At 40.1% G+C, this 24278-nt stretch carries 20 protein-coding genes; 10 read left to right on the top strand and 10 right to left on the bottom strand.

Going from position 1 to position 24278, the window contains the following annotated elements; translation table 11 throughout:
• Window positions 1-29: 29 nt before the first annotated feature.
• The 4 genes from LPA49_RS09950 to pgi form a co-directional block, all read right to left on the bottom strand.
• Entirely contained in the window at window positions 30-2678 is a 2649-nt protein-coding gene (locus LPA49_RS09950) for a TonB-dependent receptor (protein ID WP_036969601.1), read from the bottom strand.
• Between the two features lie 608 nt (window positions 2679-3286).
• Window positions 3287-3997, bottom strand: coding sequence for a 6-phosphogluconolactonase (pgl, locus tag LPA49_RS09945; RefSeq protein ID WP_036969607.1), 711 nt, complete (start codon window positions 3995-3997; stop codon window positions 3287-3289).
• Window positions 3998-4002: 5 nt separating this feature from the next.
• A complete protein-coding gene (zwf, locus tag LPA49_RS09940) occupies window positions 4003-5475 on the bottom strand; it encodes a glucose-6-phosphate dehydrogenase (protein WP_036969609.1) in 1473 nt (490 codons plus the stop codon).
• A gap of 269 nt (window positions 5476-5744) precedes the next feature.
• Window positions 5745-7391 carry a glucose-6-phosphate isomerase gene (gene pgi, locus LPA49_RS09935; protein ID WP_118844156.1) on the bottom strand — a complete coding sequence of 549 codons (1647 nt, stop codon included), beginning with the start codon at window positions 7389-7391 and terminating at the stop codon, window positions 5745-5747.
• A gap of 349 nt (window positions 7392-7740) precedes the next feature.
• Here pgi and LPA49_RS09930 point away from each other — a divergent pair, with 349 nt between their 5' ends.
• Entirely contained in the window at window positions 7741-8775 is a 1035-nt protein-coding gene (locus tag LPA49_RS09930; protein ID WP_230236455.1) for a LacI family DNA-binding transcriptional regulator, read from the top strand.
• A 261-nt stretch (window positions 8776-9036) separates the two neighbouring features.
• On the opposite strand, the gene LPA49_RS09925 is transcribed toward LPA49_RS09930, so the two are convergent.
• Together LPA49_RS09925 and LPA49_RS09920 are read right to left on the bottom strand one after the other, a co-directional pair.
• Entirely contained in the window at window positions 9037-11307 is a 2271-nt protein-coding gene (locus LPA49_RS09925) for an aminotransferase class V-fold PLP-dependent enzyme (RefSeq protein ID WP_230236453.1), read from the bottom strand.
• Between the two features lie 118 nt (window positions 11308-11425).
• On the bottom strand, window positions 11426-12493 hold the full coding sequence (locus tag LPA49_RS09920) for an AI-2E family transporter (protein WP_230236451.1): 1068 nt from the start codon (window positions 12491-12493) through the stop codon (window positions 11426-11428).
• A gap of 367 nt (window positions 12494-12860) precedes the next feature.
• Here LPA49_RS09920 and LPA49_RS09915 point away from each other — a divergent pair, with 367 nt between their 5' ends.
• Genes LPA49_RS09915 through LPA49_RS09895 form a run of 5 tightly spaced genes read left to right on the top strand, consistent with a single transcriptional unit; the run spans window position 12861 to window position 16400 of the window.
• Window positions 12861-13526 carry a hypothetical protein gene (locus LPA49_RS09915; protein ID WP_036969618.1) on the top strand — a complete coding sequence of 222 codons (666 nt, stop codon included), beginning with the start codon at window positions 12861-12863 and terminating at the stop codon, window positions 13524-13526.
• 1 nt (window position 13527) lies between these two features.
• A complete protein-coding gene (locus tag LPA49_RS09910) occupies window positions 13528-14985 on the top strand; it encodes a M48 family metalloprotease (RefSeq protein WP_036969619.1) in 1458 nt (485 codons plus the stop codon).
• A 55-nt stretch (window positions 14986-15040) separates the two neighbouring features.
• Entirely contained in the window at window positions 15041-15388 is a 348-nt protein-coding gene (gene arsC, locus LPA49_RS09905) for an arsenate reductase (glutaredoxin) (RefSeq protein ID WP_230236449.1), read from the top strand.
• A complete protein-coding gene (gene wrbA / locus LPA49_RS09900) occupies window positions 15388-15942 on the top strand; it encodes an NAD(P)H:quinone oxidoreductase (protein WP_036969628.1) in 555 nt (184 codons plus the stop codon). Before arsC ends, wrbA begins: the two co-directional genes overlap by 1 nt.
• On the top strand, window positions 15939-16400 hold the full coding sequence (locus LPA49_RS09895) for a DUF2069 domain-containing protein (protein ID WP_036969630.1): 462 nt from the start codon (window positions 15939-15941) through the stop codon (window positions 16398-16400). The genes wrbA and LPA49_RS09895 overlap by 4 nt, the downstream gene beginning before the upstream one ends.
• 281 nt (window positions 16401-16681) lie before the next feature.
• Here LPA49_RS09895 and LPA49_RS09890 read toward each other — a convergent pair whose 3' ends face one another.
• Together LPA49_RS09890 and LPA49_RS09885 are read right to left on the bottom strand one after the other, a co-directional pair.
• Entirely contained in the window at window positions 16682-18019 is a 1338-nt protein-coding gene (locus LPA49_RS09890; protein ID WP_036969633.1) for an ankyrin repeat domain-containing protein, read from the bottom strand.
• 256 nt (window positions 18020-18275) lie between these two features.
• Window positions 18276-18869 carry a phospholipid-binding protein MlaC gene (locus LPA49_RS09885; RefSeq protein ID WP_065979778.1) on the bottom strand — a complete coding sequence of 198 codons (594 nt, stop codon included), beginning with the start codon at window positions 18867-18869 and terminating at the stop codon, window positions 18276-18278.
• A gap of 237 nt (window positions 18870-19106) precedes the next feature.
• On the opposite strand from LPA49_RS09885, the gene LPA49_RS09880 reads away from it, so the two are divergent.
• Together LPA49_RS09880 and LPA49_RS09875 are read left to right on the top strand one after the other, a co-directional pair.
• On the top strand, window positions 19107-19643 hold the full coding sequence (locus LPA49_RS09880) for an acyloxyacyl hydrolase (protein ID WP_065979777.1): 537 nt from the start codon (window positions 19107-19109) through the stop codon (window positions 19641-19643).
• 249 nt (window positions 19644-19892) lie between these two features.
• Entirely contained in the window at window positions 19893-20036 is a 144-nt protein-coding gene (locus LPA49_RS09875) for a DUF2897 family protein (RefSeq protein ID WP_074988602.1), read from the top strand.
• A 31-nt stretch (window positions 20037-20067) separates the two neighbouring features.
• Here the strand turns inward: LPA49_RS09875 and LPA49_RS09870 are convergent, their stop codons facing one another.
• Entirely contained in the window at window positions 20068-21435 is a 1368-nt protein-coding gene (locus LPA49_RS09870; protein ID WP_074988603.1) for a YjiH family protein, read from the bottom strand.
• A gap of 71 nt (window positions 21436-21506) precedes the next feature.
• Entirely contained in the window at window positions 21507-22568 is a 1062-nt protein-coding gene (gene bamC / locus LPA49_RS09865; protein ID WP_230236447.1) for an outer membrane protein assembly factor BamC, read from the bottom strand.
• A 367-nt stretch (window positions 22569-22935) separates the two neighbouring features.
• On the opposite strand from bamC, the gene LPA49_RS09860 reads away from it, so the two are divergent.
• Window positions 22936-23469 (top strand): glycine cleavage system protein R, encoded by a 534-nt coding sequence (locus LPA49_RS09860; protein ID WP_036969643.1) that lies wholly within the window; start codon window positions 22936-22938, stop codon window positions 23467-23469.
• 10 nt (window positions 23470-23479) lie between these two features.
• Window positions 23480-23962 carry a thioredoxin-dependent thiol peroxidase gene (gene bcp, locus LPA49_RS09855; protein ID WP_036969646.1) on the top strand — a complete coding sequence of 161 codons (483 nt, stop codon included), beginning with the start codon at window positions 23480-23482 and terminating at the stop codon, window positions 23960-23962.
• Window positions 23963-24278 lie beyond the last annotated feature (316 nt).

Here is a 24278-nt window from a genome sequence, read left to right as displayed (position 1 = left end):
AGCGGCATTTTTATTTTTAACTATTAATATTAGAAGCGGAAATTCGCACCTAATACAAATCGACGACCATTTTCATAAATTGATAAAACACGGTCTTTACTTGTATTATACTCAACCACTTTTTCATTAGTTAAGTTAATACCTTCAAAAACAACTGAAATATTATCGGTGACATTTACAGTTGTACTGAAGTCTAGTTGACCATAGTCATCATTCCATAGCTCTGCGCCTGAAGAGTGTAAACCTTTGTACCATTCAGTGCGGTAGTTATACATCGCGCGAACTGAGAATAAGTCACTTTCATAGTATGCCGAAGCATTTAACATATTTTCAGATGCCCCCAAAACTAAGCCTGAACCTGGGTTATTAACATCACGTTCGCCATCATTATTTGCATCTGTGTAAGTATAGTTAGCTGATATACCAAAACCACTTCCTAAATCATACTGCAATGTAGCTTCTAAACCTGTTGTTGTACCACCTGGGCCATTTTCAGGACGTGTAACTCTAGCAGTAACCCATTTATCAGTTTTTTGGTCATAAAAATCTTGATTGTATGTACCTGATGTCTGATAGCTTTCAATATCTTTGTAGAATAGCGTAATGGCAAAAAGTGATGCATCATCAAAATAATATTCCCATGCAGCATCAAACTGATTTGCTAATTGAGGGTCTAAATTAGGGTTACCCGCTTGTGCTGTTGGGTTATCTTCCTCTAAATCGCCAGGTGCGGTAATTGGTGAAATATCAAAGAAGTTAGGACGAGCCATCGTTCTTGCCGCTGATAGACGCACAATTTGGTCTTCCGCTAGATCATATGACAAGTTAAAGTTAGGAAGAATTTCCGTATAACTGCGAGATTCAGTTACCCATTCAAGCGTTGACGGAACTAAATCTGGGTTTAACCCTGGGTTATCAACTGTTAATAGGCCAGATGAATCCGAAGAGAATAAGTAGCCCGAAGAGTCTTGATCTGTCTTCGCGACACGAACACCTAGGTTACCACGATAATCATCACCAGAGAAATCACCCTGTAAATAGAATGATGTTTTCTTCTCTTCAACCTCAAATATTTCACCTAGCACTTTATGTGCAGCATATGATGCGTCTGGACCTAAGCCAAGTTCAAGCATTTTAGCGCTGTTATGTGTTAATTGCTGTGTAATATCACCATTAACAACATCAGCACCTACACTATCAGATCCTAAAGCAAGATCACACTTAGCCAAAGTAGGACAATCAGTGCTAATGATTTGAGTCATGTAGTTAGGGCTTACACCATCATTTGCATAACCCCAATGCCAACTGTAAGCTTCTCTATCTTGAGTACGCTTCTGATCACGATACTTAACACCCACTTTAACAGCAGTAAATGCCCCCATATCTACTGGAATATCAAAGTCTACTTGAGCATATGATTCTTCATCTGTAGTAGGTTTATTCCCCCCCCAAATCCAACCACCGTTAAATTTAGAAGGATCTGTACCATCGATGCCTGCATTAACTGTAGGTGTGCTTCCCGTTAAATCGAAATTGTAATTACCTTGCCCACCATACTCCCAAGACGTTTCATTCAAAGTACCACCTTCTGCTTCAGTAGTACCTAATTCAACGTTCATATTGAAAGAATCGGTCGCAAAATCAATATCTAAATGAATTGAGTTAGTGTCGGTGCTTGAAATACGGTTTATATGATTCCAGCGAACATCAGTACCACCACTACCATATACAGCATTAGCTCCTTCGTAACTCAAAGTAGCGTTAGATGCTGGATTCATAAGTAAGTAGTTTGAGTTTGTGTTATTCACATCCATATTTGAATCTAAAATATTTAGAGTCGCACTAAATGAATCGGATGGCGCAAATTGAATTGCACTAAAAAATGTTGTTCTTTCACGATCTTGACGGAATACTGGTACACCCATGGTACGTGGTGTATACGTACCATCATCTTGCGCATCCCAACCAAGAACTTCAAAACCTTCACGGCGCACAGTACGATCTGATTTAGAACCCGAAACTAAGATACCAAACTTTTCATCTTCATTTTTCCAAGAAAATAAACCTTCAATTAAAGGGTCATGTTTTTCAGATGTTTCTGAATATTGACTCTGAAGATTTATATAGGTCGTATTTGCATCTAAGTCTAGAGGTTTACGAGTATGAAGAATAACTGTACCACCGATTGAACCTTCGTCTAAACGCGCTTCTGGTGACTTATATACTTCTAAGTTGCTAACAAGCGAGGAAGGAAGCATAGTAAAGTTAAAGCTACGCGAAGGATTATCTAGAATAAACCAATCTGCAGTACCAACGTTTTGACCATTTAATAACGTACGGTTTTTAGTTGGATCTGAACCACGTACCGTAATTTTTTCACCTTCACCAAACTCACGGCTTACACCTACGCCAGTAATGCGTGAAAGTGACTCGGCAACATTTTTGTCTGGAAATTTACCAATATCTTCAGCCGTGATTGAATCTACTACAGCATTGGCAAAGCGTTTGTTATTAATATCAGATTTAGCTGAAGCACGAATACCACGTACTTCAATAACTTCAACGTCTTCTTGAACTTTTGTTTCATCAGCTGCATATGCAGCGCCAGTGAACCCGGCACTCATTACAAGACCGATATTAACTGCTAATAAGCTTTTCTTAAAATTTTTAGCTAACACAGGATTCCCCTTGAATCATTTTGTTGGTTTTTATATCACTTCTGCCCAGTGATGATGACAACGCTGTCATCTAGTAACAAACCATACACTCTAAATTACATTTGTGCTACATCTTTTTGGTGAATTTGTGCAAAAAATTGGCAACAAATAAACAAAGTTATTGATATAGAAGAAAATTAATTATTAGATATTTAAGAATTGTTACATTTAAACGGCGCAAATATAACATGAGTAATGAGGCTGATGACAAGTCACAAATGATAACTTTGTGAAATTGACATCATTTTTGGACTTTTTTGTAAGCTTAACTTGCCAGTGACCACTTATTAACCATAACAAAAAGTTATAATAAACCACTGTTTTTACAATATGTTAGAATTAAAAAAACGTACTATTTTGGAACAGCACTGTCACTGGAAAAGAAATGTTAACTTTTTTCAGGGCAGAAAGAGTCAAGGGTTATGATAATAAAAATCAATATCAATGACAGCGTTGTCATTTTTAAGTATAACGAGTCATTCTTACGATGTCTATCGTTTTTATATTTTGTTATTGAAACAAAAAAGCGAGCCTAAGCTCGCTTTAAATACAGAGATGTTGATTAGAAACTAAGGTGCCCAATAAACTTCAATATTAATTGTTGGATGGTTAAGAACTGCTCTAAGTGGCATGTCTGCAACATCACCACCCTCTTTCGCTTGTTTGTATACAGCCAGTTTTTCTTCACCACTGATCAACAGCTTAACCACTTTTGAATGAGCAATCGCTGCAAGCGTTAATGTCATTCTTTCAGTAATTTTACCTGTCACATCACTTTCAATCGCATTTATTGCACACACCAAATCATCAGTGGCAAGCCCATGCTCTAATCCATCAGCGTGTGGAAACAACGATGCAGTATGGCCATCTGGCCCCATTCCCAAAATGGTTACATCAAATGGGCGCTTTAATGTCTGATAAGCAGCTTCACATTGAGCAACACCATTGTGTGCCGTTAACGCATCATTTTTCATTGTAATGAAATTAGCGGCTGCGCCTTTGTTTTGCAATAAGGTGCTGTTGATAAATGCTTCGTTACTTTTGTCATGTGAGGCATCAACCCAGCGCTCATCGACCATTGCAACATCAATATTTTGCCAATCAAGATCAAGGTTAGATAAATGCTTATACGCAGGTGCAGGTGAAGAACCACCCGATACCATTAATACAGCACGGCCATCATCTTTAATGCCTGCAACTAAACGTTGCTCTAAACTTGCTGAAAGCTCAGCTGTTAATTCGTCTTTGCTTGCAAAGAATTTTTCAACAATTGTAGCCATCTTAATTATGCCTTGTCGCCAGTGTTAAACCATACATGGTTATTTTCTTCGAGTAGCTCATCTGCATCTTCTGGGCCCCAGCTACCTGCACGGTATAACGATGGTGCCCCTTTTTCTTGCCAGCGTTCGATAATTGGATCAATCCATTTCCACGCTTGACGAACTTCATCACGATGGATGAAAAGTGATGGATTATTTGCTGCTGCATCTAACATTAAACGTTTATAGGCATCAGAATGGAAACCATTGCTGTAAGCTTGTGATAATTCAATGTTCATTGTCACTGGCTCTAATTGCATTTCAAGGTTATCAAGACGCTTCGACATCAAGGTTAACTGAATTGTTTCTTCAGGTTGTAGTCGGATCACTAAGCGGTTCGGCTCAATATTTCCGACTTTATCGCTGTACACATTGTGCGATACTTTTTTGTATTCAACGACAATTTCAGCACAACGCTTCTTCATGCGTTTACCTGTACGAAGATAAAATGGCACACCCGCCCAACGCCAGTTGTCAATGTGTGCACGAATAGCAACGAAAGTTTCTGTTTTACTTGCCCCTTCGTTTAACTCTTCTAAATAACCAGGGACGATTTTACCGTCAAGGTTACCTGGTACATATTGTCCTCGAACAATATTTGCATCAACATCTTCTGCAACCAATGGACGCAGTGATTCAAGTACTTTTAATTTTTCAGTACGAATGCTATTCGCTGTTAATTTATTTGGTGACTCCATCGCCACTAAGCAAAGTAACTGCAACAAGTGGTTTTGTACCATGTCACGCAAAGCACCTGCTTTATCATAAAAACCAGCTCGGCTTTCAAGACCCACAGTTTCAGATAAGCTAATTTGAATATTGTCGATAGACTTTGCATCCCACATATTTTCAAATAATGAATTTGAAAAACGCAGCGCCATTAAGTTTTGTACGGTTTCTTTACCTAAATAATGATCGATACGGAAAATTTGCTCTTCAGTAAAATACTCAGCGATTTTGGCATTAATTTCTTCTGCAGACGCACCGCAATAACCAATTGGCTTTTCTACAACAACACGTGAAGTTTCCGTGATAAGCCCTTTTTTAGATAAAATTTCACAACAACTACCGTACACGGCAGGAGGAAGCGAAAGATAAAAAACACGAGACTTGTCGGTATCGTGTTCATCTAAAATATCTCTTAATTTATCCCAGTCATCATCGGCTTCTGTCACATTAGAGACAACGGGTACTAAATATGCTGAAAAGGCTTTCCAGTCTTTTGCGTTAAACTCGCCTTTTCCTAAGAAGTCTTGTAATGCTTTGTGCGCAGTTTCTATGTATTCTTCACATTTGCTTTGCTCACGTACGGTAGGAAGGATACGTGAACCTTGAGGAAGGTTGCCCTCTTGATAAGCGCGATACATGGCAGGAAGTAATTTGCGTAACGCAAGATCACCACCGCCCCCAAAAATTACGATATCAAATGGATTTAGCATATATCACTCTCTACATTGGCAATGCCATTTAGTTCACTTCATGTTGTATGGCAGTGCGTATTGTTATACGGATGATTTGGCCGTGTTAGCAGGTTCCCTTAACAAAGCCTGTTGAATTTTTTTGTAAGTAGCTTACTCATTATTCTTATAGTGTGCTGAAGTAAATGAGTCTTAGGGGCTCTGTAAATCCTCTCACAAAAATACAGGCCCTAAGAACTCCAGCGCTACCCGTTCAAAGGTATTTTTTTTGCAGCAATGCTGCGAATCTGTTACTGCTTACGATGTGTTTTGTAGTAAGCGATCAATCCGTTGGTTGAGCTGTCATGAGGATGGCTCACTGAGTCATCACATAATTCAGCTTCAATTTTAGAGGCAAGTCCTTTACCTAGTTCAACGCCCCATTGGTCAAATGAACAAATTTCTAAAATAATGCCTTGGCAGAAAATCTTATGCTCATAAAGCGCTATTAAACGACCCACTGTTTTTGCATCTACTTTGTCTAGTAGCATTGACGTTGTTGGGCGATTGCCTTGATGAATCTTATGATTCAGTAATTCTGCAATTTCGGCTTCAGATTTACCTTTCGCGGTCAAATCTGCTGTTACTTGCTCTGCATCGACACCGGCCATCATGGCTTCTGTTTGTGCAAAGAAGTTTGATAATAAAATATCATGGTGTTTGCCAACATTCACTTGCGGCTCAATTGACGCAATAAAGTCAGCTGGCACAATCACATTACCTTGGTGTAAACATTGGTAAAATGCGTGCTGGCCATTAATACCTGTCATACCCCAAATGATTGGAACGGTTGTATACGGTACAGTGTCGCCTGCAAAGTTAACATGCTTACCGTTACTTTCCATTTCACCTTGCTGTAAGTACGCAGGTAGCATATGCAGTGCTTGATCATACGGTAAAATAGCGTGCGACGTATGACCTAGAAAGCTTGTATTCCACACACTTAAAAGTGCCATTAATAAAGGAATATTAGTTTCAAAGTCAGCATTTTTAAAATGCTCATCAACTTCAAACGCACCTTCTAATATCGCTTCAAACGCGTCGAAGCCTAGGTACAACGCGATTGGTAATCCTATCGCACTCCATAAAGAAAAGCGACCACCGACCCAATCCCACATTGTGAATACGTTTTCATCAGCAATACCAAATGCAGCTGTTTTTTCTAAATTTGTGCTGACTGCTACAAAGTGCTTAGCGATATGCGCTTGTGCCTCTGCCGCTTGTAAAAACCACTCAACAGCCGTTTTAGCATTCGTCATCGTTTCAGACGTTGTAAATGTTTTCGAAGAAATCACAAAAAGCGTGGTTTCTGCGTCTAATTCTTTTAAAACAGATGCAATCTGTACACCATCAACATTCGATACATAATGCACGTTTAACGTATCGTCAGCGTAAGCGGCCAATGCTTCAGTTGCCATTTGCGGTCCTAAGTTAGAACCCCCGACACCAATAGCGACAACATCTTTCACTGCTTTGCCAGTGTAACCACGCCACTCACCGCTGCGCACCTTATTTACAAAGGTCTTCATTTTAGCCAGTTCTGCGTTGACTGCATCGGTCACATTCTCACCATCAACCACAATAGCCGTGTTTGCACGATTACGAAGAGCGGTATGAAGTACGGCACGATCTTCAGTGATATTAATTTTTTCACCACTGAACATTTTTTCACGCCATGCACTCACATTGCACTCTTTGGCTAATGAAATGAGCTGCTCAAAAACCGTTTTATCAATATGTTGCTTTGAATAATCAAATAATACGCCTGGGATTTGAGTAGAGAATTGTTCGAAACGCGCACTATCTTCGGCAAATAAATTTTTAAGATGAATTTGTTTCATCTTCTTTGCACTTTCTGACAGTGCTTGCCAACTAGCTAATTGCGAACGGCTGCTCATAAACATAATCCCCTAAAAACTTGCAACAAACTGATTTAAAACTATCTTTTTATTAATTTAGAATAAAGACAGCAACTAAAAACACGAAGTAAAATAACACTAAGTTAAAATGACAACGCTGTCAATGTTCTACTTTTACATTTTATAGTCGAGATAATAGCGCAATTTTTCTCTTTTGACACCGGTATCATAAAAATTATCTCAATTATTTTACTGCTAATTTGGTAGAACATTAGATACACTAAACAACTTATATTAAATATTAATGTACTTAAGTAAGAAAAGCGTGCAGGAGCACATCTTTCGAGTAATATTATAATACAATTATAACGAACTATAAAGTAACCGTATGAAAGTAACCATAAATGATGTAGCTAAACTTGCGGGTGTTTCTATGAAAACCGTTTCGCGAGTGATCAATAAAGAGCCATCGGTCAGAAAAAAAACGTATGACATCGTGATGGACGCTGTTAATACGCTTAACTACCAACCTAATCTTGCAGCTCGAAATCTTGCGGGTACATCTTCTTTCACTGTCGGCTTAGTGTATGACAACCCGAATGCCTATTACGTTATCGATATGCAAAATGGGGTTTTATCTCGTTGTAAAGAAGAGGGCTATGAACTTGTAATCCACCCATGTAGCTACACAGACAGCAATATGGAAGCAGATTTTAAGACCATGATAAAACGCTCTCGTTTAGCTGGTTTAGTACTCACTCCCCCACTATCCGAGCAAAATAGTATTATTGATATGCTCGATGAAATGGGTATCCACTATGTGCGTGTATTATCTGGCCGCCCTACAGACGAAGACCAAGATACGTGTATTTATGTGAACGATTATGCAGCTGCGTATGAAATTACTGCTCATTTATTATCGCTTGGTCATAAAAACATTGGCTTTTTATGCGGCGACAAAGAGCATAAGTCAACCACTGAGCGCTTAGAAGGCTATCAAGCTGCGCTAAAAGATCACAACATCACGCTCAACAATGCACTGGTTTATGAAGGCCAATATTCATTTGAATCAGGCGTTGAAGGAGCCAAAGCGTTACTTGGTGAGAACAACCCACTGAAAATTACTGCGCTTTTAGGCGGAAACGATGAAATGGCAGCCGGTGCGTTGTTCGCGTCTCGGCTAATGGGAATTGAAATTCCAGAGCAATTATCAATCACCGGGTTCGAGGATTCACCATTCTCGCGCCAAACATGGCCTAAACTAACAACCGCGCATCAGGCTAATGATGTGATTTCACAACATGCAGCGCGCCTGTTATTCAGAAAAACACGTGGTGCGCGCAATCAAGATAAAGACATTATTACCACATTCACCCCTTCGTTGGTGATACGTGAAAGCTCAGGGCCTAACAGCGCCTCCTGATAAAACACATCAACTATACAAAAGCCGCTATAAATAGCGGCTTTGTTTTTTATAACTCAATGGTGCTGTGTCGCGCTAATACCAATTCGCTTAATTCAGTGGCCTATTTTGAGGCAATAAAACCGCGTTGATAACAAGGCAAAAATGTTGTTATTTAGATGTTCTCGGCAATTGCTTCTGCATTGCTCTGCATCCATGCAGTCGTAAATTAGGCATTTTTAACGCAGGTCGCGACAGGTTTAATCCCTCAAAAATTAAGTATTATTGCTGATTGGAATTGATCAGTGCGAGTCCGCCATTCAAGTTATAAACATGTTCAAACCCTAATTGCGATAAATTATTTGCAGCCTGCTTTGAGCGATTACCGCTGCGGCACACTAAAATATAATTTTTCGCTTTATCGAGTTGTCCTTGCACTATCGCATTTGCCATACGGCTCAATGGAATATTGATAACTTTCGCGTTCTCAACATTAAATACCTCAGCAAGATTAGCCACACCATGTTCGTAAGGTTCACGGGTATCAATCAAATAGGTTGCTTGATCGCCTAACATAGCTTTGGCATCCGTTGATGTAAGCTGTTTCATTGGCGAGCTTTCAAGCACATCAACGTAACCACACAATGGGTGACTTGTGTGCTGCTTTTGTTGATCGGCTTGCTGCTTTAATTCAATAAATTCAGCCTCACTTAACTGCCCATTAAGCAACGTCGCTAATAAAGGAGTCGTCGCTTTTTGTGCATGCCAATCCATCGCAAAGCATTGCTGGTAATCATGTCCCGAGCAAATCAGCGTAGTATCATCAATCAGCGTAGCGAGAGATCTTAATGATTGCACCATTTGTGCCGTATCACTGCCACTAATTACTGTGTTACCTAACCCACCAGGAAGAATTAAATCACCGCAGAAACAATAGCTAACATCATTTGTTAGGCTATTTTCGAGTAAATAGCTCACACTGTCTTGGCTGTGACCCGGTGTCGCGACTTTACGTAAACGCGCGGTATTAAGTGCTATTGTTTCATCATTAACAGGCCAGCCTAATTCGTCTGTTTCATTGCCTACGTACTGCTCTGCTAATTCTTTAGCAAGTAAACAGCGAGCAGATAAGCGTTCTTGATGTTTGTGTGTGTCTAAAATAGCTTTAACTAACAAACCTTGTGTTGCGACAATTTTAGCCATTCGCGGTATCAGCTCAATAATTGGATCAATCACAACTGCATGCTTATTGCTATCAACGTATAACCAACAACACGCTGCTTGATGACGTAATTGAGTCAAACCAATTGCACAGACCTCTTGTTGAGGTGAAGTGCTGTCCGAAACCACCAAGCAATTTGCTTCAAGAATAGGTTTAAGCGAACGGATTTTATCGCAGGCATAATTAATTTCTTGCTCGGTTACCGCTGGACCAAATGACATCCGAATTGCATTTTCACTCTGCCAATCAGATGCGCCCATTGCATCAAGTACAAAGCTGCGATTCGCACCAGAGCTACACGCAGATCCACCACTAACACGAATACCCGCAGCATCAAATAAGTCCATCACCTCTTTGCTGGTTAATTCGTTCACAGCAAAATTTAATGTCGTTGGCACTGAATACTCAAATTCATGATTAAACGTAATACTGCCAAACGTATCAATCAGTGCTTCATGCAGCTGCTTGCGAAAAGCATGTAACTGCTCTAGTGGTTTAAAGGTGTGATTATCTTTATCAAGCAATAACGAAAACAACTCGTTCAGGCCAGCAATACCCGGTAAGTTTTCTGTGCCAGAGCGCATGCCGCTTTCTTGACCACCACCGGCAATAAACGGAGTGTATGCACTGCCTTTACGAATATATAGCACCCCAATGCCTTTGGGTGCATACAGTTTATGGCCAGAAAAAGGCGCATAGTCTATTGTGGTTTGGCTTAAAGCCAAACGGGTTTTACCTAAAGCTTGAACACAATCGACCATCCAAGCGACGCGCGTGTTTTCACTGCGGATCACTTGCTCGATAGCCGCTAAGTCTTGAAACACACCCGTTTCATTATTGACTGCCATAGTGCAGATCATTAGAGCATTTGCAGCATGCTTGCGGATGAACTCATGATCTAAAATGCCGTATTTATCAACCGGAATAGCCAACACTTGCGCATTAATATCCAGCACATTGTTCCAGTGCTTTAGTGTATTTGGAACCGCTTTGTGCTCTGTGGCGCCATAAAGCAACACTGGATTTTCAATTTGATGATTTTTTGCCGCTATTAATGTCGATACAACAGCAGTTTGAATACCTTCAGTTGCTCCCGAGGTAAACAATATGTCGCCATCAGACGCCCCAATCACATCACGTGCTTTGCTTCGTGTTTGTTCTAATAGATATTTTGCTTGAATACCTGTGATGTGTGAACTCGATGGGTTACCAAAACAGACTTGCATAGTATGAGACACTACATCTGCAATTTGTGGAAGTACCGGTGTCGTTGCGTTTGCATCTAAATAAATCTGCTGATTAGCATCGTCTGGAAGAAAAAAATTTGCCATGAAAAACGCACCATATTACTAAAAGATATATCTTATAACCTATTTTACATTTTTCACGTGTAAATTATAATAATCAATTAGTCAGTAAAGTGCGTTTTATATAGCTTTTAATACTAAGCTAGTTAGGAGTAAGATCGACCTGCTTTGATGACCAGGCATTAATTAGTGCTTTAACAAGCGACGCCAGCGGTATCGCAAAAAACACGCCCCAGAATCCCCATAAGCCACCAAAAAATAAAACCGCAACGATTATAAATACAGGATTCAAATCAACAGCTTCCGAAAATAACAGCGGAACTAACACATTGCCATCGAGCGCCTGAATTACCCCATAAATAATAAGGATTGTCCAAAATTGGGTCTCTAAACCAAATTGGAATAGCGCAACAGCCGCAACCGGAATCGTCACCAAAGCAGCGCCAACAAATGGAATAAGCACCGATAAGCCCACTAAAACGCCAAGTAATGCTGCATAACGTAAATCAAGCACCGCAAATGCAATAAATGAAGCAGTACCGACAATTAAAATTTCAAACACCTTGCCACGAATGTAATTCATGATTTGCTGATTCATCTCTTGCCATACTTGGATAATAAGGCGGCGTTGTTTTGGAATTAATCGTTCAGCACTTTGTGTTAATTCTTGCTTGTCTTTAAGCATAAAGAAAACTAACAGTGGCACCAAAATCAGATAAATAAGCCAAGCAGCCACATCTTTTAACGACGTTAACGAAACCGACAGCGCAAGTTGACCAAATTCAATCACTTTTGCTTCAACGCTACTGACTATCGACTTAACTTGTTCAGAGGTAATTAAACTGGGGTAATCTTCAGGTAAATGTAGCAGCAGCGCTTTCCCTTTTTCTATCATGTAGGGGGTTTCTTGCACTAAATTACTGGTTTGCTGCCAAAGTACAGGCCCCATTCCAATTAAAATCATGATCATCAAACCGCTAAATAACAGCATCACTAAAATAGAGGCCGTAAAGCGCTTCATGCCTAGCTTTTCTAAATGAACAACAGGCCAATCAAGTAAATATGCAATGACCAGCGCAACCAACACCGGCACAATAAGAGAGCCAAAAAAGTAAAACAGCGCCACCGTTGCAATTAGCAGCAACAATAAGGTGACCGAATGGGGGTCGGAAAATTTATTTTCGTACCAAGCTTTTACATATTCAAACACGAATTGGCTCCACAATGAGTACACCTAATTTTAGGTCAATTTTAAAATGGTAATGATGTTTTTCTAAAAATCGCTGCATATCCTCACTCGACTCAGCAGCATTAAATGTAAAAGTAACTGATTGATTGGCAGATACTGCCTTATTTAACCCTAATTTAAACTGAATAAACTGTTGCGGGCATTTAAATGGCCGCAAATCACACATCAACATAACGAATCAACTACGTAATTTATATGAATAATAAGTATTAGATCACAGCACTCATTAAAAAATAAGTCTTTATAATGAGCAATAAATCATTTTTTTCTTAAAACACGCAAAGCAATAGTTTATCCTTATCGGATACCGGATAGTAAAGGAAACACGATGCCTGGCTCGCATAATAAAGCGCAATTACCAGCGAATCCAACTCTTAAAGAGATTAATTGGTTTAAAAAACAAATAAACTGGGGGGAATTGCCTCCATTTTATCACATGGTGGCATCTTCGGTCAGCGAATCGGAAGGTATTTTAGATCATGGTTTTGACAATGCAGTAAAGCGGCTTATCGACCCGCGAAATTGGAATCTTGATATACTTGATGGACACGAAACAGAATTAGGCGAAATAGTGTGTAATAATAAGCCGCGCCTTGCTTTGCACCAAAGCTTCACGGACCGAGGGTTCGAGCTGTGGGCTTATCCTTATGCAAAAGATGTCACGGTCGATCAGTATATTAAAGATAATCGCTTTATGGAGTTTCGTGTGTGGGATCCACATACTATGAAAAATCTGATTCGTATCAATCAGCTACATAAATTTATTGCATTTTACTTTGAACGAGGCGATAAAGCAGATAAAGCACTGATCCTTCATGCTCATAAAGTTGTGCATAAAATCATAACTTTTTTACAACGGGAGTTGAACGTTGTTAAGCTAGATGGAGTCACAATAAAAGATTTCTATCAATTGTGCGAAAAAGATAGCCGTGCATGCAGCGACGAAATTGATATAGCCAAAGTCATGCTAGGTGAACAAATCAACAAGGAATAAAATGCGAATAAAATCAGCCTTTATTACACTATGCAGTGCATTATTAACGTTTTCGATACTGCATAGTGAGCCGTTGAAGGCACAAACAAATTTTAAGCTTCCAGATTTAGGTACCTCAGCACTGCAAGCATTGCCGATTGAAAAAGAGCAAGCAATCGGCGAAGTTATGATGATGCAAATTCGCGGCTCATCCCCTGTCGTATCTGATCCGGTACTTGATGAATACCTCACCACTTTAGGCCGTCGATTGGTGGCCAATGCCAATGATGTGCGTTTCCCCTTTTCATTTTTTTGGATCGACAACCCCGAAATAAATGCGTTTGCTTTTTACGGTGGTCATGTTGGTGTACACACGGGTCTCATTGCACAAGCCGATAATGAAAGTCAATTTGCCTCGGTACTAGGTCACGAGATTGCACACGTAACACAACGTCACTTAGCGCGTCGTATTCAACAACAACAAGACAATAATGCTTTAACCATTGCCGGTATGATTGCTGGTATTTTAGCAACCGTCGTTGCTCCCGATGCCGGTATTGCTATTATTTCAGCTAACCAAACACAAGCGGCATTTAGCCAACTAACACACAGCCGAGCTGCAGAACAAGAGGCTGACCGTATTGGTATGCAAACACTCAATAATGCCGGCTTCGATCCGCGCCAATCGAGTGAATTTTTAACTAAACTGGCTGCACAAATTCGTTACAAGTATAAGCCACCGGCGTTTTTGTTAACTCACCCATTACCTGAAAGCAGGGTGTCTGATGTTCGCCTACGTGCCGAGCAATATCCAAAAAAACATTTCGAAGACAGCCTCGAGTTCAATTTAGCAAAAAGCCGAGTTATTGCTCGCTATTACCAGAAATCAAAAGCTGCTGAAGACTTATTTCGTAAGTTAATGCGTGAAAATACCGTACACAACACCGCACTGAAATACGGATTAGGCATTAGTTTGTTAGATCAAAAAAAGCTGGATGAAGCAGCCAATATTCTTGAGCCTTTACTGAAGGAAGACCCTAAAAACCTATTTTATATCGACACCCACACTGATTTACTTATTGCGCAAGGCAAAGCCGCTGAGGCTGTGACGTATTTAGCAAAACTGGATGTTGATAGGCCAAACAATCAAGTAATTACCCTAAACTACGCAAATGCAGCAATTGAAGCGGAACAATACGAACTCGCTGAGCGTATTTTAAAATCGTTTTTATTAGCAAAGCCAGAACATAACTTAGGGAAGCAATTAATTGCCTCTGTTTATAAAAAACAAGAAAATATGGCGTCATATCATGAAGCAAATGCCGATGTACTTGCCCAGTATGGAGCCTATTTAAAAGCCGCTGACGAAATTCAAAAAGCGCTTAATTTTGTTGAGCCTGAAGAGCTCGTTAAGCAACAACGCTTAAAAGCACTTCTAACACAATATCGTCAACTGCAAAAAGAACTAGCGAGACTTTAAGTCTCGCCACGCTTGCCCTAAAATAAACCAAATTCATAAATTTAGAGAACACACCATGTCTGTTACTATTTATCATAACCCACGTTGTTCAAAGTCACGTGAGACACTTGCCCTACTCGAAAGCAATAACGTACAACCTACCGTGGTTGAATACTTAAAAACGCCACTAGATGAAGCGCAAATCGCAACGCTTGTAGACCAGCTTGGTTTTTCTTCTGTGCGAGAATTAATGCGCACCAAAGAAGATATCTATAAAGAACTTGATTTAAAGAACGAGCAAGATGAAAGCAAACTGCGTGCTGCAATGGTTGCTAATCCTAAATTAATTGAGCGTCCAATTGTTATAAATAACAACAAAGCGGCCCTAGGTCGTCCACCTGAAAACGTATTAAGCGTGCTTTAATGACAACCAATATTGTTGTTTTATACCACTCAAGCCATGGTTCTTTAGAAGCCATGGCCCATGAGATTTGCGATGCTATTGAGCAGCAAGGGGCAAACGCCTTATTGCGTACGTTTGTACAACGTCAACCGCACGACATCGTGATCAGTAAAGATGATTTGATTAACTGTGATGGCCTTGCGTTTGGCACTCCTACACGCTTTGGTATGATGGCCTCACAAGCAAAAAGCTTTTGGGAAACAACCAGCGATTTATGGCTTAAAGGCCAGCTGATTGATAAACCTGCTTGTGTCTTCTCGTCATCAAGTAGTATGCATGGCGGAAACGAAGCCACACTGCTTAATTTATCATTACCACTGTTACATCACGGTATGATGTTGCTTGGTGTTCCCTATGACGTACCTGAACTGCTTGGCACCGAAACAGGGGGTACGCCTTATGGCGCAACACATGTCGCGGGTAGTAATAACAGCAATGTTCTAAGTAAAGACGAAATAAAAATTTGTCAGAGTGTTGGAAAACGTCTGGCACTGATTGCGAGTAAATTACAATGAGCTCAGAGTCTGAGTTAAACCACCCTGTAGCCAAAAAGCCGATTACAAAGCGTTTTCAACGTTTTGCATTAATTGGTTACATTGGTTTATTAATTTTAATGCCAATTTGGTTATTTTTAATTGCACCACGAGAAGGCCACAGCAACGCATTTATATTTGTTGTTTATATTGTGCCATTGCTATTGCCATTAAAAGGAATTATTCAAGACAAGCCCTACACCTACGCATGGGCTAACTTTATTGTCATGTTCTATTTTATTCATGGCTTTACCTTGCTTTGGGTAGCCCAAGATCAGCTTATTTGGGTGTTACTTGAGTTAACCTTTGCAAGCCTCATGTTTATTGGTTGCACTTATTATGCACGCCATAGAGGGCAAGAGTTAGGATTAAAAATTCGTAAGCTCAAAGAAGAGTTAGCAGAAGAAAAAGCCGCCCACGAAAGCGAGTCTAAAAAATAGCAAAAACGGCAACCAAGGTTGCCGTTTTTTTATTGAAATAAAAGCGGAAACTCCACACTTCTATACTTATCCCAATTCAATTCGGTTAATTAAATGAGCAGTGTTGAGGCTAAAACATCGCTGATAACAAAGCAAAAAAATCGTTATTTAGTTGTTCTCGGCAATGGTTCCTGCATTGCTCTACCTCCTGCATCCATGCAGTCGTAAATCAGCAATTTTTAACGCAGATAGCGACAGGTTAAACCCTCAAAATGATTAAGTATTATTACGAATTAATGGTATTAAACAAGCTCTGAAAGTGTCGCTAATGCTACAATGCTTGCCAAACCAACTTGTGCGACCAAACTAAACAACGAAAACATACGCAGTAGAAAGAGTCCCCAAGGGTGGCGTAAATGTGGGTAAAGCGCGCAACGCTTTAAGCTCGTTGCAAAGAAAAAGCACATGATGGCAAGCAAGGTAAAGCTCAGCGTTAATTCACTTTTTATAGCAATGCTATCATCAAAAAAGAAGAACAACTGCACAGGGAAAAGCAAAGTGACGATGGCATGCAGCAAATGCACTTTTTTCACACGTTCGAACTGCCCTTCTGGTGAAAGTTCTTTAATCCCAAAATCGCGCTCTAGGCATTTTACCAAGTTATCTGCTTTTATACTGACCGCTAAGCGATAACAACTTAAACCTTCGTTATTACGGACTCGAAAATCAAACCCCGATTTTAACAAAAACACTAACAAAGGTTCACTTTGGGCAAACACGGCATAATGTAATGCGGTATTACCTTTGTTATCTTGTCGCGTTTTATCTTGATGTTCGAGTATCGTTTCAACAACATTTACGTAGCCTTTTTCTATCGCCCACATAAACGCAGTTTTACCGTTTTCGTCAGCAAGTGTGCCTGTTGCCCCTTGCTCAATAAAGCGCTTTGCCATTGTTTGCTTTGCACTTTCATGACTTAAATGCGCTAACAGAGCTTGCTCAAGTAACGCGACAGAATCAACGTCTGGCGAGACCAACTTCAATAACGTAAAGTAGTCTTCCCCTTGCGCGACTTTATCTGCTGCAAGGCTGGTTAAGTGTTCCAGGTCAGCAACCGTTTCAGGGATAAAGCCACTAAGACGATCTCTAAAATCCACTTCAGTCCACAGCTCAAGCACGTCTTGTGCAGACATTTTTGCACCTTGATTCAGCACATGCTCAATCACCGTAAAATAACGACGATTGAATAGCTGGTGAATAAGTGTAATCGGTGTTTTAACCGCTGATTGCGCAAATGCACTGGCGTATTTTTCAAGACGCTGGCAGAGCATAAGTACAAGGCTTTCTGGGGTGTAATCGTTGTCTAGAAAATGCGTTTTCATTGCATTTATATAGTGCTGCGCAGATTCATCAAACTCAGAAATATGCTGAAAGTAGCACTCTTCAAAAGGCTCAAGCGGTGTTAACCAAGTAAGGTAATAAATAGGTGGCAGAACCGTCGTGCACACACCGTCATCTTCATTTGTTGAACGACATGCAGGCCAAGCTTCTAAAGCATCTAAAATATAAGCCCCGTTTTGCTCAGCTAATCCTTTGATCAGTAACGGGTATTCCTTCGGCCAAATCAGTACATTTTCCATTAAAAAAACACAACTCCGCTGCACATTATTCGAGGTCTTATTAAGCACTCAGTTATAACAAAATATAACTGACACTGAGCTTAATATTGCGACCAAAAAACGAGTATCTTGACAGATACTTAGGTTAATAAGAAAAGTAGCTTGATTCTACCACAGAGGGTACGAGGTGCTAGCGCAAAGTAGGTGATTTTTAAAGAAAATAGAAAAGCAGTGGCACACACACGGAGCACACTGCTTGGTTGGAGACTATATAAACTTATTTACTGGCTAATTCGTGTGTTACTTGGTCGATGCCTACTTGGCTAATGCGTTGCAATACTTCTTTTTGCTTTGCACTTAAGAGCGAAATACCTTCAGCAACGATATCGTAAACTTTCCATTGCTTGTCTTTGCCTTGACGCAACTTAAAGTGTAAATCAATGGCTGGGGCATTATCGTCAACAATTTGCGTTTTCACTGTTGCATATTCACCATCGACTAACTGAGATTGATCGAAAATAACTTTTTGCCCGGTGTACTTCATAAGCGCACCCGCATAAGTCACCGTTAAATAGTGCTCAACAGCAGCAATAAACTCAACAGCCTGTTCGCGGCGTAAACCTTTAATATGCTTACCTAGCAGTTTGTAAGATACAAATTTAATATCCATGTGTGGCAGTAAACGTTGCTCTACAATACTGCTCATTGCTTCAGGGCTTGCATCACCTTTGGCATTCACATTGGCGATATCAACAAATAAATCGGCTGTTACTGATTCTAATAACTGCTTTGGCGAACTCACATTACTGGCGCTTACACTGGCCGTAAAGAGTGTTGCAATTAGCAAGAATGAATTAACTAATCTGGTCATTGTGTGTGCTTCTGGATCAAAAAATTTTCGCTAATATACCGATTACTACCCCAAAGAAAAAGAACCAATACGACACCTTTTTAATGCCAAAATGACACCAATCAGTTTTTATTAGCATTTTCATATAATTACTTCTAAAACCACGAGCCTGCACAGCGTCTGTGTATTTTCGCACATTGAAAACGGCCACCCCCTGCCCTTATCTACATTCTCACAGTCACAAAGAGAAGTACCGATATGAAAAAAATGCATCAATTAAAAACCCTCATACTTTGCGCAACGGCTTTGGTCGCAGGCCCGCTTTATGCAGCTTCAAATCATGGTTATGCAATTGATTATATTCAAGGTGAAGGCGACGTGAAAGGCATTAAATTAGCCTACCAATATCATATCCCGAGCGAGAAATTACCACTCAAGTACGGTCGTTTATACTTCGAATCGAGTTTTAACATTTGGCAATACGGTAAAGAAAACAATCATCAAACTAACGTGGTGTTAGCAATGTCACCCGTGATTCAATACCCCGTGTTCAATGTTAAAGGTATACCGGTGTCGGTTGAGTTTGGTATAGGCGTCTCAATTTTAGATGACACCCACTTTGCAGGAAAAAATGTTAGCACTCACTACCAGTTTGAAGATAGGTTAGGCTTGGTTGCTGATTTAGGTGATAACCGTTCGTTAGCACTACGCTATTTACATTACTCTAATGCGGGATTCAAAAGCCCAAACCCTGGACTTGATTTTATTTCTCTTTCTTATGCAAAACGCTTTTAATACCATTGTGATTAATTAAGAGATCTATTTTGAGGCAATAAAACCGCGTTGATAACAAGGCAAAAATTTAGTTATTTAGTTGTTCTCGGCAATTGCTCCTGCATTGATCTACCTCCTGCATCCATGCAGTCGTAAATCAGACATTTTTAACGCAGGTAGCGACTGGTTTGAACACTCAAAATGATTAAGTATTTTTGCGGATTGATATAAGTGCTACTATCTAGGTTGATGAATTAGCTGAGTGTACCTATGGAAACCTGGCAAAAAATTGCAATCGTCGTGGCCGTGTTTGGGGTTGTTATTGGCAACCTTGCTTTATTAAAACATGCAGCAAAAATGGACTTTAAAAAGCCCGAAAAAAAAGACGAGAATGATCAAAAAAGCCCTGATTGATCAGGGCTTTTTTGATTATGCGCTGACGAGTTTACACTAACCAATGCGCCATCAATACAATGACCGGCAGCGTTACTAATGTTCTTAAAATAAAAATTAAAAACAATTCAACGATATTCACTGGGATTTTGCTGCCTAATAACAATGCCCCTACTTCAGACATGTAAATTAACTGCGTGACACTCATAGCAGCAATAATGAAACGGGTGACATCGCTCTCAATGTTTCCCGCCGCTAATATTGACGGTATAAACATATCGGCAAAACCCACCATAATAGTTTGCGCCGCTGCTTCTGCTTCAGGGACCTGCAGTAATTCTAAAAATGGCACAAATGGTTTGCCCATGTATTCAAAAATGGCAGTGTATTCAGCGATAATCAGGGCAAATGTACCCACAGCCATCACCACGGGTAATACAGCAAAAACCATGTCAAATGCGTTGTGTAAGCCTTCTTTTAGCGTACCTACAACGCCTGGGGCTGTGCGTGCTTTAGCTAAAGCAACATCGAGAGAATGCGTAATAAGAGTTTTCCCTTCTGGCACTGACTCTGCATGCTTGTCGGGTTCTGTGCCGTCAACATACAAATCTTTCTTAAAACGTAAAGGCGGTAAGCGCGGAACAATTAAAGCGGCAACAAAACCCGCTAAACACACGGTCAAATAGAATGGAGCAAACAAGTGTTCTAATTTTACTTGGCCAATAACAACCAAACAAAAAGTAATTGATACCGCAGAAAATGTGGTACCAATAATCGCAGCTTCACGTTGTGTATAATGCTTGTCTTCATATTGGCGTGCGGTCATTAAAATACCGACACTACCATCACCAAGCCACGACGCTACGCAGTTAACTGCGCTTCGTCCTGGTACACCAAATAAAGGGCGCATCACCTTTGTCAGTAACGTACCAACAAGCTCCAACAAACCAAAGTTGAGTAATAATGGCAGCAGTAAACCCGCTAAAATAAACACCGAAAAAAGTACCGGCAGGAGGTCGTTTAAAACTAATGCCCCTGTATCACCCGAAATAATCATTTCGGGACCTTGCTTCGTGTACGTTAATATAATAAATACCATACCGAGCAAACGCACAGTCAACCACAGCCAACTTACATCAAACAAATGTTTAATAATAAATATTTTTAACAGCGCTCTTGGCTTAAAAAACTTTATTATTAACGACATAACACCTGTGATACACACAATTGTGGTAATTAACCCCAATGCAAATGGCGCAATCCACTCCTGCACAGCTTTTGCCATAACAGCAATTGGAATTGTCATTGCTTCACCTATGGGTACCGGCGTCATAAACAAGAAGACACCTATAAGTGAAGGAACGAAAAAGGTAAACAAAGTTCGCAAGTTACTGCGGTTTGCAGCGTTTAAGTTAGACATATTTTCAACCTGTAAAAACCACAAAAAGAGCGGCTAGGCTCTTTTTGTGGTGGTTTTAACTTTTTTAATTATTAAATATTGATGCCGCGTTGGCGCAGCGCATTTTCTAATGCTTGTTGTAGGTCATTCATTGTACCCGGCTCAAGTGTATTGCCTTCTGAGTCCATCCAAGTCAGGCTTGTGCCACCTTCATTGGTACGACTAACAAGAATTTGGTATTGGCCATCTTCAATAGGCAGTTCTGCAAGCTCTTCACCCCAAATAGAATCCCACACGCTTGACTCTGGCTTTTTGTAATCAGCCGTGATCAAACCGCGCTCTTGATCAATTTCAACAATGGTGAAAGATAAACGCTCTAAGAAACCAGAAAAACGATCAAACACAACAAAGTAATCTTGCTCAGTAACTAATGCGGCGTTACCTTTGTTATCAAAGCCCATTTCAAGCGAAATAATGCCTTGTTGTTTACGCATTTCAACCTCAAGTTGACGATAACGATAGTCAAACTCAGCGATTACTTGGTTTAAAGCACGCACTTCTAATTGTTGTTGTAGAAGCGGTGTTAATTCTTGTGAGTCACTTTTATAATCAACCAGTTTTGTATTTAAAGATGCTGTACGCTGATGCGATTTCTCTTCAATTGTAAAAAGAAAACGCTGCTGTGACACTTCCGTTTCGCTTTCCCAAAACCAGCTATATTCAGGCTTGATGATTGTGTACCAATCAGTTTCTATGCTGCCTAATAACTTATCTTCTTTAACGGCACGGGTATTACTCTCATTCAGTACCGCGTGAACGGAATCCCAAATAAATTCATCTAAATCAACGATACCGTCATTTTTATCAAAATAAACACGTGCGTCTTTATCGCCTTCTTCAACCCAGCTACCTTGTGCAATGGTGATCACTTGCGCCGGTGGACGATAATTTCTCGCTTCAGGATTATTGTCGTACTGAGCCACTTCCATTTTATAAGTCGGATCTTGAGCTGGTTGCGCAAGTCCTTCAGGCGCTTTAACCGGTTCGTTAGCACGATAATTACGTTTATGGTGTGCTTCATCGGTAAATACACCGCACCCAGTTAAACTTACCAATACGCTTACAGCAAGCGCCTTTGAGATCCAATACTGCACAGATATTTCTCCTTAGCAAACCCTTAATTTTTTTAACAAATATATGAGTGGGTAATGCCGATTTGGTTCACTGTAAAATCACTTTTAACTTTACATTTTTTATTTTATGCAAAAAACCCGAATGGTTTGGGTTAGCGTAACGTATGTGTTTGCTTATCACCTTGCAAAATTTTAACTATGGTACTTTCTGATGCCCCTAAAAACAAGAAAGAGCGCACTTTATTCACGGCTTAATTAATCGTCGCTATCGTTAACTGAGTAAATTATGTTAAACTTTGCCGCCGTGCGTTATTAAACTCACGTGAAATCAAGGCTTATTCTGGCTTATATCTATTGGTATTATTAATTACTAGGTACTTAAAATTCCATGACTGTTTTTACAAATCATCAGATAGTGCTCACTGCGATTGGCGAAGATAGACCCGGTATCGTTAGCGAATTGACTCAGTTAGTGAGTGATTGCCATTGCAATATAATTGACAGTCGCATTGCTATTTTGGGCAACGAATTTACCTTTATCATGTTATTGGCTGGCGATATGTCAGCAATTAGCCGCATTGAGCATACATTGCCTACAAAAGGCATGGAGCTTGGCTTATTAACCATGATGAAACGCACAGCAAGTCATGTTGCGTGTGAATTTTGTGCTGGTTACACCCTCGAATACACAGGTATTGACACACCGGGAACACTAAGCAAAGTAACGCGCTTTTTTGCTGACAATCATATCAGTATTTGTTCTCTTAAATCAGATACCTATGAAGAGAATGACGAACTTAAAATGCGCTGCGAACTAGAGTTTAATATCCCTGTAGAAGTCGATATTGATCACTTTAAAGTGAGCTTTGAAGATCTTTCTCGTAGTTTGAACGTAGACTATATATTCAGACGCATTCGCTAAGGAGCAAAGCATGAAGAAAATTAATCCACTACAAGCTGGCGACACAGCCCCTGCTTTTAGTTTACAAAACCAAAACGACGAAACCGTTGTCTTAGCTGATCTTTTAAAAGAGCAGCAAGTACTGGTTTATTTTTACCCTAAAGCATCAACTCCTGGTTGTACAGTGCAAGCTGAAAACCTTCGTGATGAAAAAGCAGAGCTTGCTAAGTTCAATACGCACGTTGTTGGTATTAGCCCTGATCCAATCAAACGACTAAAGAATTTTGAAACAAAGAAAGAGCTTAACTTTGATCTGTTAGCCGATGAAGATCACGCCATTGCCGATGCATTCGGTATTTGGGGTTACAAAAAGTTTATGGGTAAAGAGTACGAGGGTATTCACCGCATCAGCTTTTTAGTTGGCCAAGATGGTAAAATCAAGCACGTGTTTGATAAGTTTAAAACCAAAGATCATCATCAGGTTGTGCTTGATTATTTAGCGCAGAATAAATAGTTACGAGTTACGAGTTACGTATATGGACTCCCCCTGTAAGGCAAGAAAATTCAAAGTGTAATTTGATAATAGCAAGTTCACGTATATTCGGCCTTATTGTGGGGAGCTACCCCGAGACCTGAATGGCTTAATCCACTGTATTCAAGGCTCCTTATCGAGGTTAAGGTATCCACGTACCATCGCAACTCTCAGGTTTCACCTTGCGTGCTTGTCATCACATTACATTCGTTTTCTACTTACCTTTACTCGGCTTACTCTAGCAGTGTTATTCACCTTATAGCTGTGACTAAGCTAAATCAGCTCTATAAGGCGTTGC

This window comes from Pseudoalteromonas sp. MB41, assembly GCF_020966275.1.
Classification (GTDB): Bacteria; Pseudomonadota; Gammaproteobacteria; order Enterobacterales; family Alteromonadaceae; genus Pseudoalteromonas; species Pseudoalteromonas lipolytica.
This window is presented reverse-complemented; position numbering and strand designations above follow the sequence as displayed.

Excerpts from the sequence above, each read along its gene's own strand:
- pgl (WP_036969607.1), bottom strand. The coding sequence starts at position 3,997 with ATGGCTACAATTGTTGAAAAATTCTTTGCAAGCAAAGACGAATTAACA.
- LPA49_RS09885 (WP_065979778.1), bottom strand. The coding sequence starts at position 18,869 with ATGACCAGATTAGTTAATTCATTCTTGCTAATTGCAACACTCTTTACG.
- wrbA (WP_036969628.1), top strand. The coding sequence starts at position 15,388 with ATGACAACCAATATTGTTGTTTTATACCACTCAAGCCATGGTTCTTTA.
- LPA49_RS09925 (WP_230236453.1), bottom strand. The coding sequence starts at position 11,307 with ATGGCAAATTTTTTTCTTCCAGACGATGCTAATCAGCAGATTTATTTA.
- LPA49_RS09890 (WP_036969633.1), bottom strand. The coding sequence starts at position 18,019 with ATGGAAAATGTACTGATTTGGCCGAAGGAATACCCGTTACTGATCAAA.
- LPA49_RS09895 (WP_036969630.1), top strand. The coding sequence starts at position 15,939 with ATGAGCTCAGAGTCTGAGTTAAACCACCCTGTAGCCAAAAAGCCGATT.
- LPA49_RS09860 (WP_036969643.1), top strand. The coding sequence starts at position 22,936 with ATGACTGTTTTTACAAATCATCAGATAGTGCTCACTGCGATTGGCGAA.
- LPA49_RS09930 (WP_230236455.1), top strand. The coding sequence starts at position 7,741 with ATGAAAGTAACCATAAATGATGTAGCTAAACTTGCGGGTGTTTCTATG.
- LPA49_RS09870 (WP_074988603.1), bottom strand. The coding sequence starts at position 21,435 with ATGTCTAACTTAAACGCTGCAAACCGCAGTAACTTGCGAACTTTGTTT.
- zwf (WP_036969609.1), bottom strand. The coding sequence starts at position 5,475 with ATGCTAAATCCATTTGATATCGTAATTTTTGGGGGCGGTGGTGATCTT.
- LPA49_RS09875 (WP_074988602.1), top strand. The coding sequence starts at position 19,893 with ATGGAAACCTGGCAAAAAATTGCAATCGTCGTGGCCGTGTTTGGGGTT.
- LPA49_RS09915 (WP_036969618.1), top strand. The coding sequence starts at position 12,861 with ATGCCTGGCTCGCATAATAAAGCGCAATTACCAGCGAATCCAACTCTT.
- LPA49_RS09880 (WP_065979777.1), top strand. The coding sequence starts at position 19,107 with ATGAAAAAAATGCATCAATTAAAAACCCTCATACTTTGCGCAACGGCT.
- pgi (WP_118844156.1), bottom strand. The coding sequence starts at position 7,391 with ATGAGCAGCCGTTCGCAATTAGCTAGTTGGCAAGCACTGTCAGAAAGT.
- arsC (WP_230236449.1), top strand. The coding sequence starts at position 15,041 with ATGTCTGTTACTATTTATCATAACCCACGTTGTTCAAAGTCACGTGAG.
- LPA49_RS09910 (WP_036969619.1), top strand. The coding sequence starts at position 13,528 with ATGCGAATAAAATCAGCCTTTATTACACTATGCAGTGCATTATTAACG.
- bcp (WP_036969646.1), top strand. The coding sequence starts at position 23,480 with ATGAAGAAAATTAATCCACTACAAGCTGGCGACACAGCCCCTGCTTTT.